15 protein-coding genes are annotated in these 15,376 nt (G+C 63.6%); 4 read left to right on the top strand and 11 right to left on the bottom strand.

Going from position 1 to position 15,376, the window contains the following annotated elements:
• Positions 1–98: 98 nt before the first annotated feature.
• The 9 genes from GYA94_RS21460 to GYA94_RS21420 all read right to left on the bottom strand — a co-directional run bounded on the left by GYA94_RS21460 (position 99) and on the right by GYA94_RS21420 (position 10,053).
• Positions 99–1,196 (bottom strand): DUF1513 domain-containing protein, encoded by a 1,098-nt coding sequence (locus GYA94_RS21460; RefSeq protein WP_110675654.1) that lies wholly within the window; start codon positions 1,194–1,196, stop codon positions 99–101.
• A gap of 2 nt (positions 1,197–1,198) precedes the next feature.
• Positions 1,199–2,263, bottom strand: coding sequence for an imelysin family protein (locus GYA94_RS21455; RefSeq protein ID WP_009686819.1), 1,065 nt, complete (start codon positions 2,261–2,263; stop codon positions 1,199–1,201).
• Between the two features lie 18 nt (positions 2,264–2,281).
• Complete coding sequence (locus tag GYA94_RS21450; protein WP_161893063.1) at positions 2,282–3,709, bottom strand: di-heme oxidoreductase family protein; 1,428 nt, start codon at positions 3,707–3,709, stop codon at positions 2,282–2,284.
• Between the two features lie 110 nt (positions 3,710–3,819).
• Positions 3,820–4,206 (bottom strand): hypothetical protein, encoded by a 387-nt coding sequence (locus GYA94_RS21445; RefSeq protein ID WP_110675657.1) that lies wholly within the window; start codon positions 4,204–4,206, stop codon positions 3,820–3,822.
• A gap of 12 nt (positions 4,207–4,218) precedes the next feature.
• On the bottom strand, positions 4,219–4,701 hold the full coding sequence (locus GYA94_RS21440) for a hypothetical protein (RefSeq protein ID WP_110675755.1): 483 nt from the start codon (positions 4,699–4,701) through the stop codon (positions 4,219–4,221).
• Between the two features lie 145 nt (positions 4,702–4,846).
• Complete coding sequence (locus GYA94_RS21435; RefSeq protein ID WP_009686823.1) at positions 4,847–6,181, bottom strand: imelysin family protein; 1,335 nt, start codon at positions 6,179–6,181, stop codon at positions 4,847–4,849.
• A 144-nt stretch (positions 6,182–6,325) separates the two neighbouring features.
• Positions 6,326–8,377: a putative bifunctional diguanylate cyclase/phosphodiesterase gene (locus GYA94_RS21430; RefSeq protein ID WP_029887117.1), complete on the bottom strand. Its 2,052-nt coding sequence runs from the start codon at positions 8,375–8,377 to the stop codon at positions 6,326–6,328.
• 260 nt (positions 8,378–8,637) lie between these two features.
• Positions 8,638–9,234 carry a superoxide dismutase gene (locus tag GYA94_RS21425; protein ID WP_161893062.1) on the bottom strand — a complete coding sequence of 199 codons (597 nt, stop codon included), beginning with the start codon at positions 9,232–9,234 and terminating at the stop codon, positions 8,638–8,640.
• Between the two features lie 219 nt (positions 9,235–9,453).
• Complete coding sequence (locus tag GYA94_RS21420) at positions 9,454–10,053, bottom strand: LysE/ArgO family amino acid transporter (RefSeq protein WP_009686826.1); 600 nt, start codon at positions 10,051–10,053, stop codon at positions 9,454–9,456.
• A gap of 100 nt (positions 10,054–10,153) precedes the next feature.
• On the opposite strand from GYA94_RS21420, the gene GYA94_RS21415 reads away from it, so the two are divergent.
• The 3 genes from GYA94_RS21415 to GYA94_RS21405 all read left to right on the top strand — a co-directional run bounded on the left by GYA94_RS21415 (position 10,154) and on the right by GYA94_RS21405 (position 13,001).
• The gene (locus GYA94_RS21415) at positions 10,154–11,044 is read left to right on the top strand and encodes a LysR family transcriptional regulator ArgP (protein WP_029887119.1); all 891 of its coding nucleotides are present in this window, start codon (positions 10,154–10,156) and stop codon (positions 11,042–11,044) included.
• Between the two features lie 49 nt (positions 11,045–11,093).
• Positions 11,094–12,089 carry an NAD-dependent epimerase/dehydratase family protein gene (locus GYA94_RS21410; protein ID WP_110675661.1) on the top strand — a complete coding sequence of 332 codons (996 nt, stop codon included), beginning with the start codon at positions 11,094–11,096 and terminating at the stop codon, positions 12,087–12,089.
• A gap of 87 nt (positions 12,090–12,176) precedes the next feature.
• On the top strand, positions 12,177–13,001 hold the full coding sequence (locus GYA94_RS21405) for a hypothetical protein (protein WP_009686829.1): 825 nt from the start codon (positions 12,177–12,179) through the stop codon (positions 12,999–13,001).
• A 51-nt stretch (positions 13,002–13,052) separates the two neighbouring features.
• Here GYA94_RS21405 and GYA94_RS21400 read toward each other — a convergent pair whose 3' ends face one another.
• Together GYA94_RS21400 and GYA94_RS21395 are read right to left on the bottom strand one after the other, a co-directional pair.
• Positions 13,053–14,102, bottom strand: coding sequence for an alkene reductase (locus tag GYA94_RS21400; protein WP_110675663.1), 1,050 nt, complete (start codon positions 14,100–14,102; stop codon positions 13,053–13,055).
• A 16-nt stretch (positions 14,103–14,118) separates the two neighbouring features.
• The gene (locus tag GYA94_RS21395; protein ID WP_054906130.1) at positions 14,119–14,421 is read right to left on the bottom strand and encodes an ArsR/SmtB family transcription factor; all 303 of its coding nucleotides are present in this window, start codon (positions 14,419–14,421) and stop codon (positions 14,119–14,121) included.
• Between the two features lie 150 nt (positions 14,422–14,571).
• Between GYA94_RS21395 and GYA94_RS21390 the strand changes: the two genes are divergently transcribed.
• The gene (locus tag GYA94_RS21390) at positions 14,572–15,156 is read left to right on the top strand and encodes an acyl carrier protein phosphodiesterase (RefSeq protein ID WP_161893061.1); all 585 of its coding nucleotides are present in this window, start codon (positions 14,572–14,574) and stop codon (positions 15,154–15,156) included.
• Positions 15,157–15,376 lie beyond the last annotated feature (220 nt).

Below are 15,376 nucleotides of genomic sequence, written 5' to 3'. Positions count from 1 at the left end.
AGGCGCTGCATATCTTCTGACGAACATCTGCCAGCCCTGATGCGATCCCTGTGGGAGCTGGCTTGCCGGCGATAGGGCCCGTGAAGGCCACGGATCAATCAGACCAGATGCAGGTGGTTGTCCCAGAACCCGGACGGCAGGCTCATCGGTTGCCCGACCAGTTGTGCCTTGGTGCAATCGTAGAAGCGGCAGCGGCCCTGCCCGGAGGTCACGACAAACCCGTCCTTGACCGCACCGACCCCGGCACAGTCGGGCATAGGGGCGTCGAGCCGCACAGCGCCGCTGTCCAGGTCCCAGATGAACAGGCGGTTGGCCCGTGGCGCGGTCAGCGCCACCAGCCGCAGCTCGCTGTGGATAGCCACACTGGCGGTGTACTGGGCCATGGCCTGCAGTTGCTGCTCGGGCACCGGAAAGGCCTTGAACGGCTCGCCCGGGCGCTTGATGGCCAGCAACTCGGCCGTTTCATCGGCGTCGCCCATGAACTGCTGGCAGGCGGCAATGGTGCCATCGCTGCCCACTGCCAGGTGGCGCACGCTGTTCATCTGCTGGGCGAGGGTTTCCTTGCTCAACAAGGTGCCGTCACGCTGCATCAGCACCAGGCTCGGCTCCATGGCATCGAGGTTCATCTCGACCCGGCTTTCGGCCTCGGTGCGGATCCCGCCGTTGGCCACCACCAGGGTTTCGCCGTCGGGTAGCCAGGCCACCTCGTGCGGGCCAATGCCGTGGGTGGGGAGCTCGCCGGTGTGTACCAGGCGCGCACCTTCGAAGCGGTACACGCCGAGCACGCCCCGCCCCGGGTCGCGGGTGTCGTTCTCGGTGGCGTACAGCCATTCGCCGCCTTTGTGCACCACCGCATGGCCGTAGAAGTGCCGGTCCGCTTGCGAAACCACCGTTTGCAGCAAGCGCCCGTCGCGCAAGTCGACCAGGTAGCTTTCGGTACCGGGGCGGCGAGCGACGAACAGGGCGATCGGCTGTTCAGGGTGATGGATGATGGCATGGCAACGCTGGGCAACCTGGGTGCTGAACACCTGGGTGCCGTCCAGGCGGAACCCCACGGCATAGTGCTTGCCGTCGCCGTCGTCACGCGCCGAGAGCAGCAAGGGTTCGCTGCCTTTGTTGCGGAACAGGCTCCAGCCACCCAGGGTAAGGGCGCTGAGCAGTACGCTACCGAGTTTGATTGCCTGGCGTCGCAGCATGATCAGTCACCGTCGTTGGCATTGAAGCCCAGCTGGATGTTCAACGCCTTGGCCAGGTCGCCTTCGTGCAGGCGGTGGACCACGTTGAGGCTGTCATAGAGCTGGTTGAGGGTTTGTTGGCCCGCGTCGTCGGCCAGCAACTCGCCCAGGGTCTTCTGGTTGTCGGCCAGCAGTTTGAGCGAGGTAGCGTAGGCGGCGTCGATCTTGTCTGCCAGCGCTTTCTGATCGCTGGGCAGCAGGCCGCGCAAACCCTGGTTGTCGACCCCAACCCACACGGTCTGGGCAGCCTTGAGGGTGGCTTCCAGGCTTTTCAGTGAGCTGTGGCTGCGCCAGGCCTCGGCCTGCAGCGGCTGCGCGATGCCCTTGCTCTGGCGGCCCATGGGGGCGCCGAGTTTTTTCTTCAGCGTATCCAGTGCGGTCACCTGGGAGCGCAGCAGGTCGGCAATGGCCTCGTGGGAATCGGCGTAGCGCTGGTTGGGGAACTTGGTCATCTGCGAGAGCATGCCGTCGGTGCTGTTCCAGCTCTTGAGGATGTCCTCGGCCAACAGCTTCTGGTGCTCGCTGATGGCGACCAGCAGCGGGCAATAACGGGCCTTCTGTTCGGCTGTGGCGATGTCCGGCTTGCTGTCGAACAGAATGTATTCATAGGCCGACAGCCCACGCACCACCACGCTGGCCTTGCCCAGGGCGGCCACATCGACTGGCTTGTCGCCGTTGACCAATTGCTCTACCTGGCGGCCGACCAGGTTTTTCTTGTCGGGCCAGAACTGCACCTGCCAGGCGCGGTTGCCTTCGGCCAGTGGGCCCACCAGCAGCGGTTGCAGTTCAGCCCAGGCTTTTTGTGCGTTGAGGAAGTCGGCACGGGCCTTTTCCAGGTCTTCCTTGCCTTCGCAGTAGGCCAAGGCGCTGGCGGCCAGGGTACGGTCGGCTTCGACCCAGCGGCTGTAGGTGGGCAGGATCACCTGTTTGGCGATGGCGGCGGAGGTCACTGCTTGCGGGTCCTGCGGCGAGCAGGCGCCGAGGGCGAGTGCGGCGAGGCTGGTGAACAACAATTTGGGTCGGAACATGCCGGCTCCTTTGCGCGTTTAAAGGGAATTCAGGAACGCCAGCAGCGCGGCGCGCTGCTCGGCATTGAACGTAAGAACGAAATTGCGTGCCGCTTCGGCTTCGCCACCATGCCAAAGCACGGCTTCGAGCAGGTTGCGCGCACGGCCATCGTGCAGGAACTGGCTGTGGCCACTGACCGTTTCGCTCAGGCCGATGCCCCACAGCGGCGCGGTACGCCAGTCCTGGCCGTTGGCGGCGAATTCGGTGCGCTCGTCGGCCAGGCCCGGCCCCATGTCGTGCAGCAGCAGGTCGCTGTAGGGGCGGATGACCTGGTTGGCCAGCTCTGGTTCGGTTGCATCGGCGGCGGTGGTGAACTGCGGTGTATGGCAACCCTGGCAGCCGGCCTGGTAGAACAGGTTCTTGCCCGCCAGCACCTGTGGCGCGCCCACGTCGCGGCGTGCCGGCACGGCCAGGTTGCGGGTATAGAAGGTGACCAGGCGCAGAATGTTGTCGCTGACTTCCTTCTCGCCATCGGCGCCATCGCCATTGGGCGCAGCCAGGCACGCGGCTTGTGCCGCCGTGCAGTCGTCCTTGGGCTGCAGGGTACTGGTCAGGCCCATGTCGCCGGCGAAGGCATGCACGTTCTGCTGGTTGACGTTGGGTTGGCCGGCCTTCCAGCCGAAGCGCCCGACCACGGTCTTGCCCTGGGCGTCATCCCATACCCGGTTGGCCCGCCCGCGAATGCCGTCGTGGTTACGGTCGTCGGGGTCTTCGTTGGCCAGCAGGGCGGCTTCGGGGATGGCTTCGAGCAGGCCCAGGCCGATCATCGGCGGGGCCACCCGTGCGGAAAACCGGGTGTCGGGGTGCATCACGCCGTAGCCCAACTGAGTGATTTGCAGGCTTGGCTTGCGCAGTTGCACCTGATGGCCATCCTCGAACGTCACCGTGTGCTGGGCATAGCTCACCCGCACCTTGCCTTCCGGGGCCACGCCGGGGATGGCCATGTCTTGCAACTGGGTGCCATAGACCGGTTCCGGCACCACGCCGATGCGCTCGATCACCTTGGCCAGGTAGGGTTGGTCGGGGATAGACAGGCGCACCAGCATGCCGACGGCGTTGCTGTCATTGGCGGCTGGGGGGTGACCACGGCCGTCGCGCACATGGCAGTTCTGGCAGGCATTGGTGTTGAACAGCGGGCCCAGGCCATCGCGTGCAGTCGTGGTAGAGGGGGCGATCACCCAGGGGCTGCGGAAGAAGCTGTTGCCTACGGCGAAGTCCAGCCGCCGTTCCGGCGAAAGGTTGGCCGAGGGCTGGGCATAGGCGTTGCGGTCACTGCGCTGTACGGTGGCCAGGCCAGCCGCCAAGGCTTCGCCGGGCTCGGCCTGGGTGAAGCGCGGGGCGTCGTCACAGGCAGCGAGGGCAAAGGCCAGCAGCAAGGGGCTGAGTCGAAACAGCGACAAGGACATCGAGAATCCTGGGCTTGAGCAAAAAACCGGCGTGCAAGCTTAGCAGGCCCAGGATCATTGAATAAGAGCAATTTGCGTTTGCTCGATGAAATCGTCGTTGCTTGTGGCCCTCAGGCGAGATGCAGCTTGAACTGGCGGTTCACCAGGCTGACGATCAGGTTCTTGTGGCCACCATTGCGATTGTTGCCGGCCACTTCGATGACCTCGTCGCTGTCATAGTCCATGGTGTGGGCAGCGAGCTGTTTGATGGCATTCTCGTGGGCCGGTTTCCAGTAATCCTGGAAGACCCAGATGCTGGCTTCGGCAGCGGGGCCGAGAATGAGGCGCAAGGCTTTGTGGTTTTCATTGGTATTGCCGATCCACGGTACGGCCAGTTCGCCGTTCCAGGCGTGCTGGGCGCCGACTGCAACGCTTTTGCTGCGGTTCTCACCGTCGACCACGGTGAGGGTGTAGGGGGTGTTGTTGGCGATGGAGCACAGGTAGGTGACGCTGGCCATGTGAAGGTCCTTTTACGGTCGGGTTTCTGGGCGGGGTAGCGGGCTGCTCGGGCTGCGGTAGACGTAAACACCAAGCAAGGTGATCTCGTTGAAAGGCGGGTCCAGTTCGGCGGGGTCGAAGCGCCCCAGCAGCTGCAGGCCCTGGGCAAAGGCGACAGCCTCGAACATCTTGCGGTCGGGTTCGTTGGGGTCGTACAGGTAGATCTTGCCGGAGTGTGCAAGCACCCTGCACATCTCCAGGGCCACGTGGTAAGTGATGGGGGCGCCCATCAGGGTTACGTGGGGTATGGCGCGGGTGTCCAGCGGGAAACGAGGCGCATCGTATTCATCGACCTGATACAGGTGGGGGATGCGCTCGCCTGTGCGCGGCCCGTTGGAAATGCGCTGGCCGGCTTTATTCAGGTTATAGGCGTGGGTGAAGCCGGTAATGATGTCCTTGCCCCCCACGCGCTGAACGATTCGGCCTTCCCCCCAAACATCAAGAATCTGTAGCACTGCGCCCTCCGGCCTGGTGATCCCGTGAATGGGGCCAGAATGAAGGGCGAAAGGCAGGACAGGCATCTGGAACCACAGCACCTGCAGCACACACGCAAACGCCCGGCACAAGGCCGGGCGTTCGGGGTGAGGCGCCGTTACCGAATCAGAACTCGTGGTCCGCGGTATCCGGGTTCAGGTTGGCAATACCGAGCTTGCCCGCAGCCTGTTCGATCGCACCGGTCTGCTTGACCAGGGCGGCGATGGCATCGCGAACGATCTGGTTGCCGGCAGCGTTGTCGGGGGCGATCAACTGGTCGTAGTGCTCGCCTTTCTGCGCATGGTCGACCATGACCTGGATCTTGGCCTCAGTGGCCTCCAGGTCGGCCTTGAGGGTGGCGTCGGCCGCCGGGTCAACCTTGGCTACCAGCGACGACAGGCTCGGGCCGCTGACCTTGGTGCCGTCCGGGCGGGTGTACTCGCCCAGGTAGACATTGCGGATACCCTTGGCATCGTAGAAGTGCGAGTAGTGGGTGTTGTCGCTGAAGCAGTCCTGCTCGTCTTCCGGCGAGTTGGCTTCCAGGGAAACCTTCATGCGTTCACCGGCCAGTTCGCCCAGCGACAGGCTGCCCATGCCGAACAGCATCTTGCGCAGGCCATCGTTGACCGGCTCGGCTTCGAGCTTGGCGCGGTAGTTGTCGGCGACGTTCGGAGCCCAGTTGCCGACCATCTCTTCAAGGTCGGTGACCAGCAACTGGGTCACGGCTTTGAGGTAGGCGCGGCGGCGCTCGTTGTGGCCGCCGGTAGCACCCTGGCCTTCCAGGTAGTCCGACGCCGGGCGGGCGCCGGCGCCTGGGCCGGTACCGTTGAGGTCCTGGCCCCACAGCAGGAATTCGATGGCGTGGTAGCCCGTGGCGACGTTGGCTTCGGACCCTGCCAGTTCGTTCAGGCTGGCCAGCTTCTCGGGGGTGATGTCCTTGACGTCGATCTTTTCTTCGCCGACCTGGATCTCGGTGTTGGCGATGATGTTGGCGCTGGCGGCGGGGTTGCCCAGGGCATGCTCGTAGCTCTTGTCGACATAGTCGATCAGGCCTTCGTCCAACGGCCACGCATTCACCTGGCCTTCCCAGTCGTCGATGATGGTGTTGCCGAAGCGGAAGGCTTCGCTCTGCAGGTAAGGCACGCGTGCAGCAACCCAGGCTTGCTTGGCAGCCTTCAGGGTTTCATCGTCTGGCTTGGCAAGGAACGCGTCGACAGCGGTCTGCAGGGTTTTTGCGGTGCTCAGCGAGTCGCTGTACACGGCATAGACCATTTCTGCGTAATGCTTGACCACGGCTTTGCCAGCGGCTTCGTCGACAGCCCCTGGCGCTGCAGCGGTGGTGCTGGCGGCAGCGGGTGCCTGCGCTTGCGCAGCGGCAGCCTTGTCGTCTTTTTCGCCGCAACCGGCGAGGGCGATGGCCATGGCCAGCAGACTGGCGGAGGCCAGAGGCATTCGAATCATTATGGGTTTCCTGCGTCGTGTGGTTGGACAGTGCGCCTAGGCATGCGAAACGGCAACATCATGCGAAAGATTTGCATTTGCTGTAAAGGGGCGGGGGCGTATTTCATGCAAATCCAGGTCGCTGGCTTGGCCGGCCGAGCAGGTTCAGAGCATCGAGACCTGATTGCGTTGGGCTTGCTTGAGGAAGTGGGTCAGTTCACGCGCCGACAACGGCTTGCTGTAGTGATAGCCCTGGCCCTCGTGGCAGCCCTGGGCAATGATGTAGGTTTCCTGCTCGGCGGTTTCCACGCCTTCGGCGATGACCTGCATGCCCAGGCTTTTGCCCAGCTGGATGATGGCGCGAACGATGGTAGCGTCGTCATCGTCGTCAAGCAGGTCCTGGACGAAGCTCTTGTCGATCTTGATCTTGTCCAGCGGCAATGACTTCAGGTAGCTGAGCGACGAGTAACCGGTGCCGAAGTCGTCGATCGCAATCAGCGCCCCGGAACGGCGCAGGCTCAGCAGGTGCTGGGCGGCGGTGCTGATGTCTTCCATCAGGCCGGTTTCGGTGACCTCCAGCTCCAGGCTGCGCGGTGGCAGGCGGTAGGCCTGCAACAGGTTGTTGACCACCCGCGGCAGCTCGCTGTGGTGCAACTGCACGGTAGACAGGTTGACCGCCATGCGCAGGTCGCTGAAGCCCAGGTCGTGCCATTCGCGCAATTGCCGGCAGGCCTGGTCGAGTACCCACTCGCCGATGCTGATGATGCTGCCGTTCTGTTCGGCCAGCGGGATGAACTGGTCGGGCGGCACCATGCCCAGTTCCGGGTGCTGCCAGCGCAGCAGGGCCTCCACGCCGACCACGCGGTGGTCGCGGTAGCTGATCTGTGGCTGGTACACCAGGTACAGCTGGTTACGCGGCAAGGCTTCGCGCAGGTCCTTCTCCAACTCGCGGCGGCGGCGCATTTCACTGTCGACGCTGGCAATGTAGAACTGGTAGCGGTTGCGCGAGCGGGCCTTGGCCAGGGTCATGGTCTGCTCGGCTTTCTGCAGGAGCTTTTCCGTGCTGTCGCCGTCTTCCGGGAACAGGGTGATGCCGATGGTGGCGCGCAGGCGGATCTGCTGGTGATCGAGGTCGAACGGCACCTCCAGGTCATCCAGGATGCTTTGCGCCAGTTCGGCAGCTTCGTAGGGCTGCTCGATGTTGGCTTGCACCAGGGCAAACTGGTCGCCGCCCAGCCGCGCCAGGGCACCCAGGCGGCCGCTATGCGCCCGCAGGCGGTCGGCCAGGGCCAGTAACAGTTGGTCACCCACCTGGTAACTGAATTGTTCGTTGATGCCCTTGAAGTCGTCCAGGCCCACGCACAGTACCGCCACCCGGTGTTGCAGGCGGCCACCGTCGACCAGGATCTTGTCCAGTTGCTGTTGCAGCTGCTGGCGGTTGGGCAGGCCAGTCAGGAAGTCGTATTGGGCCATGCGCTGCAGGCTGTTTTCCGCTTCGTGACGCAGGTGGGTGTTGCGCTCGATCGAAGCCAGCAACTGGTTGGCCGTGTTGACCCAAAGGCCCAGTTCGTTCTTTTCGTGCCCCTTCAGCAGCGGGATCTGGTGCTGGCTGGGGCGGTCGGGGTTGATCTGCGTGAGGTGCTCGATGATCTTCGACAGCGGCTTGGTCAGCAGCCAGTGGTAGACCAGGTACAGCACCAGGCCCATGGCCAGGGCGCGCAATACGCCGGAGATGAAGATGATGACCGCGTTGATCAGGAAATCTTCACCATACGAAGAGGTGTCGAGGGTGATGCTGAGGTCGCCGTAATATTCGCTGTAGGGGCCGCGGCCGACCAGTTGCGTGGTGTAGGTACGTTCCTGGCCGAGAATCAGGTCGGTCAGCCAGCGCATGGAGGTGTCCCGCAGCGGCCTGGACTTTTCTGCCAGCATGGTTTCATTCGGGTGGCCGATGGACGCCATGCGTACCGACTCGTCCTGGAACAGGCCTTCCATCACCTGCATGCCCATTTCACGGTCGAGGCTGTACACCGCCTGGGTCGACGGGTCGCGGAACATGTCGAGGATGCGCTGGGCATCGTTGTTCACGGTCTGGCGGGTCTTGTAGGTGTCGTAGACAATTTGCGCACAGCTGAGCAGTACGCCGACCGCCAGCGCCGACAGCAGCACGACCCTGAGCAACTTGACCGACAAGCTGTTCCGCAATTCCAGCTTCAATGGGGTTTCCTTAATCCATGCGCATGGCATCATTTTGCCATCAACGATGACGATACACTATCGGCCTACCATGAGCAGTGTATCGGTTGCCTGCCCCTGCAACTTGAGTGCGCTGTCTCAATCTTCCAAAGATTTGATGTTAGCGCGCTCTGCCGCCTGAGCAAGCAAAACCGTGCGGCTCGGTGTACCGGCGCGGCGGCCCCTGGCAGGCACAAAAAAACCCGGCACATGGCCGGGTTTTCTGTTCAAGGCTGGGTGACTCAGGCCTTGAAGGCCTTGCCTTCGAACTGCTCGGCAACGAAGGCCCAGTTGACCAGGTTCCAGAACGCCTCGACGTACTTCGGACGCAGGTTGCGGTAGTCGATGTAGTAGGCGTGTTCCCAGACGTCGCAGGTCAGCAGCGGGGTGTCGCCGCTGGTCAGCGGGCAGCCGGCGCCAATGGTGCTGGCCAGGGCCAGGGAGCCGTCGGCTTTCTTCACCAGCCAGCCCCAGCCGGAACCGAAGGTGCCGACCGAAGTCTTGGTGAACTCTTCCTTGAACTTGTCGAAGGAACCGAAGGCCGCGTTGATGGCATCGGCCAGGGCGCCGGTTGGCTGGCCGCCGCCGTTTGGCGACAGGCAGTTCCAGTAGAAGGTGTGGTTCCAGACTTGAGCGGCGTTGTTGAAGATGCCGCCCGAAGAGGCCTTGACGATTTCTTCGAGGGACTTGCCTTCGAATTCGGTGCCTGGGACCAGGTTGTTCAGGTTCACGACATAGGTGTTGTGGTGCTTGTCGTGGTGATACTCCAGGGTTTCCTTGGAGATGTGCGGCTGCAGGGCATCGTGGGCGTACGGCAGCGGCGGCAATTCAAAAGCCATGGTGGATCTCCTGATTCAGGTCTGTTTGCGGTTTGCGCAAGGCCGATCACGGGCGGCCCGATCAGCGTCGGCGAGTTTTTACTCTTTGCGACGCAAGGGCTGGATCATAGCACCGGGTCCGGCGCATAACCACGCAACAAACATAGGGAATAGAGGTTCCGGGGCGGTCGAGCCATGCCGACCGGTGGTCTCGGGCTCTGCCTGCCAGGGCCCTTGGGATCAGTTGAAGATCAACTGCGCCGCCACCGCAAACATCATGACCGCCACCATCAGGTCGAGCATGCGCCAGGTTGCCGGCCGCGCCAGCCACGGGGCCAGCCAGGCCGCGCCGAGCGCCAGGGTCGAGAACCACAGCAGTGAAGCGCTGGCGGCACCGGCCACATAAGCCCCGGGCTCGGTCTGCTGGGCGCCCAGCGAGCCGATCAGCAACACCGTGTCGAGGTACACGTGCGGGTTCAGCAACGTCACCGCCAAGGCACTGAGCAGTACCGCACGGCGTGAACGTGTGCCCTGGCCCTGCTGGTGCTGCAGGCTCTGTTTCGAACAGGCACTGCGCAAAGCCTTGGCCCCGTACCAGATGAGGAACACCGCACCGCCCCAGCGGGCGATCGCCAGCAGGGTCGGGTTGTGCGCCAGTACGGTGGCCAGGCCAAACACACCGGCCGCCACCAGGATGGCATCGCAGACGATGCACAGCACTGCCACCGGCAGGTGGTGCTCGCGGCGCAGGCTTTGAGCAAGTACGAAGGCGTTCTGGGCGCCGATGGCCATGATCAGGCCGAAGGCCACCAGCATGCCGTTGAGATAGCTTTGCCACATGGCCGGGCTCCCCGAAAAGGTCATAAAAGATGCTGGCCATTGTGTGGGTTGGGGCGGTATAAGAAAAACAAATAAAGCTGATCCCTCATTAGGAAAATCGATGTTCGACTACAAGCTGCTTGCCGCCCTGGCGGCCGTGATCGAACAGGGCGGTTTCGAGCGTGCCGCGCAAGTGCTGGGCCTGTCGCAATCGGCCATTTCCCAGCGCATCAAACTGCTCGAGGCGCGGGTCGGCCAGCCCGTGCTGGTGCGCGCTACCCCGCCCAGCCCGACAGAGGTCGGCCGCCAGTTGCTCAACCATGTGCAGCAGGTACGCCTGCTTGAACGTGACCTGCAGCGCCAGGTGCCGGCGCTGGACGAAGAAGGCATGCCAGAGCGCCTGCGCATCGCCCTCAACGCCGACAGCCTGGCCACTTGGTGGGCTGGCGCGGTGGGCAACTTCTGTGCGCAGCAGAACGTGCTGACCGACCTGGTGGTGGAAGACCAGGAAGTGGGCCTGAAGCGCATGCGTGCGGGTGAGGTGGCAGCCTGCCTGTGTGGCAGTGAACGGCCTGTGGCCGGGGCACGCAGCCTACCATTGGGGGCAATGCGTTATCGGGCGTTGGCCAGCCCCGGGTTCATGGCGCGCCATTTTCCCCAAGGCTTTGTCGCCAGCCGCCTGGCCCGCACCCCGGCCATCGTGTACGGCCCGGACGACTTCCTGCAGCACCGCTACCTGGCGTCGCTGGGCATGGAGGATGGTTTCCTGCACCACCTGTGCCCGTCATCCGAAGGCTTCCTGCGCATGACCGAGGCGGGCCTGGGCTGGGGGCTGGTGCCCGAATTGCAGGCCCGCGAGCAACTGGCCGGTGGGCAGTTGGTGGAAATTTGCAGCGATACCCCCATCGATGTGCCGCTGTACTGGCATCATTGGCGCAATGGCGGGCAATTGCTCGCGCAACTGACCGAGCATCTGCGGCATACGGCAGGGCAATGGCTGGTGCCGTTGTAGCCGCGGCTGGCGTCAGTTGCATCTGAAATCTGGCAAGACGGAGTGTTACATGCGAATTCTGGTCACCGGCGCGAGTGGCTTCATTGGCGGGCGCTTTGCGCGTTTCGCCCTGGAGCAGGGCCTGGACGTGCGGGTCAGCGGCCGCCGTGCGGAGGGGGTGGAGCACCTGGTCAAGCGCGGTGCCCAGTTCATCCCCGGCGACCTGAACGATGCCGAGCTGGCCCGGCGCCTTTGCCAGGGCGTCGAAGCGGTGGTGCACTGTGCCGGCGCGGTGGGGCACTGGGGGCGTTATCAGGATTTCCACCAAGCCAACGTGGTGGTCACCGAGAACGTGGTCGAAGGGTGCCTCAAGGAGCACGTGCGGCGCCTGGTGCACCTGTCGTCGCCGTCCATGTACTTCAACGGCCGCTCGCGCCTCGACATCCGGGAAGACCAGCTGCCGCGCCGGTTCCATGACCATTATGGGAAAACCAAGTACCTGGCCGAGCAGCAAGTGTTCGGTGCGCAGGAGTTCGGCCTCGAGGTGTTGGCACTGCGCCCCCGCTTCGTCACCGGGGCCGGCGATGCCAGCATCTTCCCGCGGCTGATGCAGATGCAGCGCAAGGGCCGGGTCGCGATCATCGGCAATGGCCTGAACAAGGTTGATTTCACCAGTGTGCACAACCTCAACGAGGCACTGCTCAGCGCCCTGTTCGCCGATGACCGGGCATTGGGCCAGGCCTACAACATCAGCAACGGCCAGCCGCTGCCGTTGTGGGACGTGGTCAATTACGTAATGCGCCAGATGCAGTTGCCGCAGGTGACCCGCTACCGTTCCTACGGCCTGGCCTACAGCCTGGCTGCGCTCAACGAAGCCGCCTGCATGCTATGGCCGGGGCGCCCGCAACCGACCTTGTCGCGGTTGGGAATGCAGGTCATGAGCCGTGATTTCACCCTCGACATCAGCCGCGCCAGGCAGTACCTGGACTATCAGCCGAAGGTCAGCCTGTGGACGGCGTTGGATGAATTCTGCGCCTGGTGGAAACATCAGCCCCCGGGGCAGTGAACGCGGCGCGCCGATTAGGGTCAGCAGTGCGCCGCGCGAGCGGTTTATACTCCTGTTTCTTTGCTATTACCGCGGTTGAACTCACCCATGCGCAACGATGCTCACGACGATTTCGATGATGTGCCAACCCTGCGGGCCGGCACCCCTGATGATGACGAACTGTTGCCGGCGCACGTGGCCCGTAGCCGCCAGAAGGCGGCCAGGCCGGCCAGCACCGGGCCTTTGTGGGTGCTGCTGGGGGCCTCGTTCATAGCCCTGGCCGGGCTGGGCTGGTGGAGCTTCCAGCAGATCTCGCTGATGGAGCAGCAACTGGTGGCCACCCAGGAAAGCTTTGCCCGCATCAGCGAGGATGCAGCGGGGCGCTTGCAGGCAATCAGTGGCAAGGTCGCTGCCAGCGAATCGTCGGTCAACACCGGCAGCGAGGCGCTCAAGCTGCAGATCCGCCAGTTGCAGGCCAGCCTGGCCGAGCAGAGCAAGCAGCAGCAAGGCGTAGCTGGCCAGGCCGGCGACCTGGGCAAGCGCCTGGAGCAGGTGCTGGCCGATACCCGTGAGCAGCAGAAAGCCGTGACCGAATTGCAGGGCCAGCTGCAGGCGCAGTTGAAGGCGGTGAATGCCGAGCTGGCGGCGTTGAAGTCGGGCCAGGTAGACGGTGGCAAGCTTGATGGGCAGCTCAAAAACCTGAGCGAAGAGGTGGCTGCGCTGAAGAAGCAGGGCAACCCGAGTGCGGCGATCGAAAGCCTGGAGCAGGACGTGCTGGTGCTCAAGACGCAAATGGAAAACCGCGGCTCCTCGGGCTCGAGTGGCGCATCGGTACAGGAGTTCGATGCGTTCCGCGGGCAGACCACGCGCAACCTCAACACCCTACAGAGCCAGATCCAGAACCTGCAGCAGCAAATCAACGCTCGGCCCTGAAATGGCCTGAACCCGCTGCTACAGGTGCACGGTAGCAGCGGGTTCGCTGGGTTACAGGCGCGGGTAATCGATATACCCCACCGGCCCCTTGCTATAGAACGTTTCGGGGTGCGCCTCGTTCAACGGTGCATCTGCTGCCAGGCGTGCCGGCAGGTCCGGGTTGGCAATGAACGGCACCCCGAACGCCACCGCATCGGCCTTGCCATCGGCCAGCGCTGCATTGGCACTTGCCTTGTCGAAACGCTCGTTGACGATGTATGGCCCACCAAACGCCGCCTTGATCAACGGCCCGATGCTATCGTCGGCTTCACGCTCCCGCGAGCAGATGAAGGCGATGCCGCGTTTGCCCAGTTCGCGGGCAACGTACGTGAACGTCTCGGCACGGTCGGCGTCACCCATGTCGTGGGCGTCGGCACGTGGTGCCAGGTGCACGCCGACCCGGTTGGCCCCCCACACCTCGATGGCGGCATCGGTCACTTCCAGCAGCAGGCGTGCGCGGTTTTCCAGCGAGCCGCCGTAGCGGTCGGTGCGCTGGTTGGTGCTGCTTTGCAGGAACTGGTCGAGCAGGTAGCCATTGGCGCCGTGAATTTCCACACCATCGAAGCCGGCGGCCTTGGCGTTTTCTGCACCGCTGCGGTAGGCCTCGACGATGTCGCTGATTTCTTCGGTTTCCAGTGCGCGCGGGGTGGGGTAGTCACTCAGCGGGCGTACCAGGCTGACATGCCCCTTGGCCTGGATCGCGCTGGGGGCCACCGGCAGTTCGCCGTTCAGGTAGCTGGGGTGCGAGATACGCCCCACGTGCCACAGTTGCAGGAACATGCGCCCGCCAGCGCCATGCACGGCCTTGGTGACATTGGTCCAGCCGCGGACTTGCTCATCGTTCCAGATACCGGGCGTATCCGGGTAGCCGACGCCCATGGCGGTGACCGAGGTTGCCTCGCTGAGAATCAGCCCGGCGCTGGCGCGTTGGACGTAGTACTCGGCCATCAGAGCATTGGGCACGCGACCCTCGTCTGCACGGCAGCGAGTGAGTGGGGCCATGATGATGCGGTTGGGCAACTGCAGGTCGCCCAGGGTGATCGGATCGAAAAGCGTGGTCATGTCGGTTACCTGCTGGTCAAAGCGCTTGGCGCAGTTGTTCCAGGAACGCCTGGATGGTGGCTTCGTTGCGTTTGAAGAAATGCCATTGGCCGATCTTCTGGCTGCTGATCAGCCCGGCACGCTGCAAGGTGGCCAGGTGGGCGGAGACGGTCGACTGCGAAAGGCCGCAGCGTTGGTCGATCTGCCCGGCACACACACCGTTTTCGGTGCTGTGGTACTGGTCCGGGAACTGGTTTGCCGGGTCTTTCAGCCAGCTGAGAATTTCTCGCCTGACCGGGTGGGCCAGCGCTTTTATGATTTCGTCGAGATCGAGTGGCATGGCGTGAGGCTCGTTGTAGCGGTATATCGCGATAGGGCGAAATATAAATCGCTGAATGCCGATATCCAAATATCCAGTGGTGCTTAGCTGAGTGCAAATCGCTATATCGCGTTATAACGATATGAGGCGCCGCGGTGGTAGACTGCGCTCATGAACTACCTTGCACATTTGCACCTGGGCGGGCCGGCCCCGCAACAACTGCTGGGCAGCCTGTACGGCGATTTCGTCAAAGGCTCGCTGGACGGGCGCTTCCCGCCTGCCTTGGAGGCGGCTATCCGGTTGCACCGGCATATCGACAGCTATACCGACCGGCACCCATTGGTACTGGCGGCGCTGGCGCGGTTCCCGCGTGAGCGGCGGCGCTTCGCCGGCATCGTACTGGACGTGTTTTTCGACCACTGCCTGGCGCGGCATTGGCACGACTATGCCGAGCAGCCTTTGGCGCAGTTCACTGGCGCGTTTTATCGGGTATTGCTGGCGGAGCCTGAGCTGCCGGGGCGGCTGGCGCGCATTGCGCCGTTCATGGCTGCCGATGACTGGTTGGGCGCTTATGGCGACTTCGCCACGCTGGAACAGGTGTTCAACGGCATCGGCCGGCGGCTGTCGCGCCCAGACGCGATGGCGGGGGTGATGGTGGAACTGGAGCGGCTGTACGAGCCGCTGCTGGCGGACTTTCGCGCGTTCTACCCGCAATTGCAGGCGTTTGCAGCGGCGGGGCGGGTGTCAGGCGGCTGATGTTGGTTGCCTGTGGTGGCCCTATCGCCGGCAAGCCAGCTCCCACAGGGATCGCCTCAGGGCTGACAGGTGGTTGCCACAAGGTATGGCAGCGCCTGTTAGAGCGAGCGCCGCCCGCGCGGCGCATCGCGAGCTGCGCTCGCTCCTCACGTTTGTTGCAGATCTTCGGGCCACCGCTTGCCATGAACTATTGTGCGCGCTTTGTGTCTGTGTCTTTCCG

Origin of the sequence: Pseudomonas juntendi (assembly GCF_009932375.1) — a bacterium.
Lineage (GTDB): Bacteria > Pseudomonadota > Gammaproteobacteria > Pseudomonadales > Pseudomonadaceae > Aquipseudomonas > Aquipseudomonas juntendi.
Note: the sequence above shows the minus strand (reverse complement) of the source record. Positions and strands in the feature narration are given on the sequence as shown.